1 pseudogene is annotated in these 246 nt (G+C 63.0%); it reads left to right on the forward strand.

The features are described from left to right. Nucleotides 1-246, forward strand: a pseudogene (locus J5M67_RS29115) (arylsulfatase); the annotation flags it as partial.

Raw genomic sequence — 246 nt, forward strand, 5'->3', positions numbered from 1 at the left:
GACCCTGCTGGCGGCCGTCGGCGATACCGACATCAAGGATCGCCTGCTCAAGGGCACTGATGTCGGCGGCAAGAACTTCAAGGTGCACCTGGACGGCTACAACCAGCTGGACTACCTGACCGGCAAGGCGAAGAAGAGCGCGCGCAACGAGTTCTACTACTTCAACGACGACGGCCAACTGGTGGCCATGCGCTTCGGCGACTGGAAGGCGGTGTTCTGCGAGCAGCGCAAGCCCGGCGGCTTCGA

It is taken from the genome of Pseudomonas sp. 30_B, from assembly GCF_017491605.1.
Taxonomy (GTDB): Bacteria; Pseudomonadota; Gammaproteobacteria; order Pseudomonadales; family Pseudomonadaceae; genus Pseudomonas.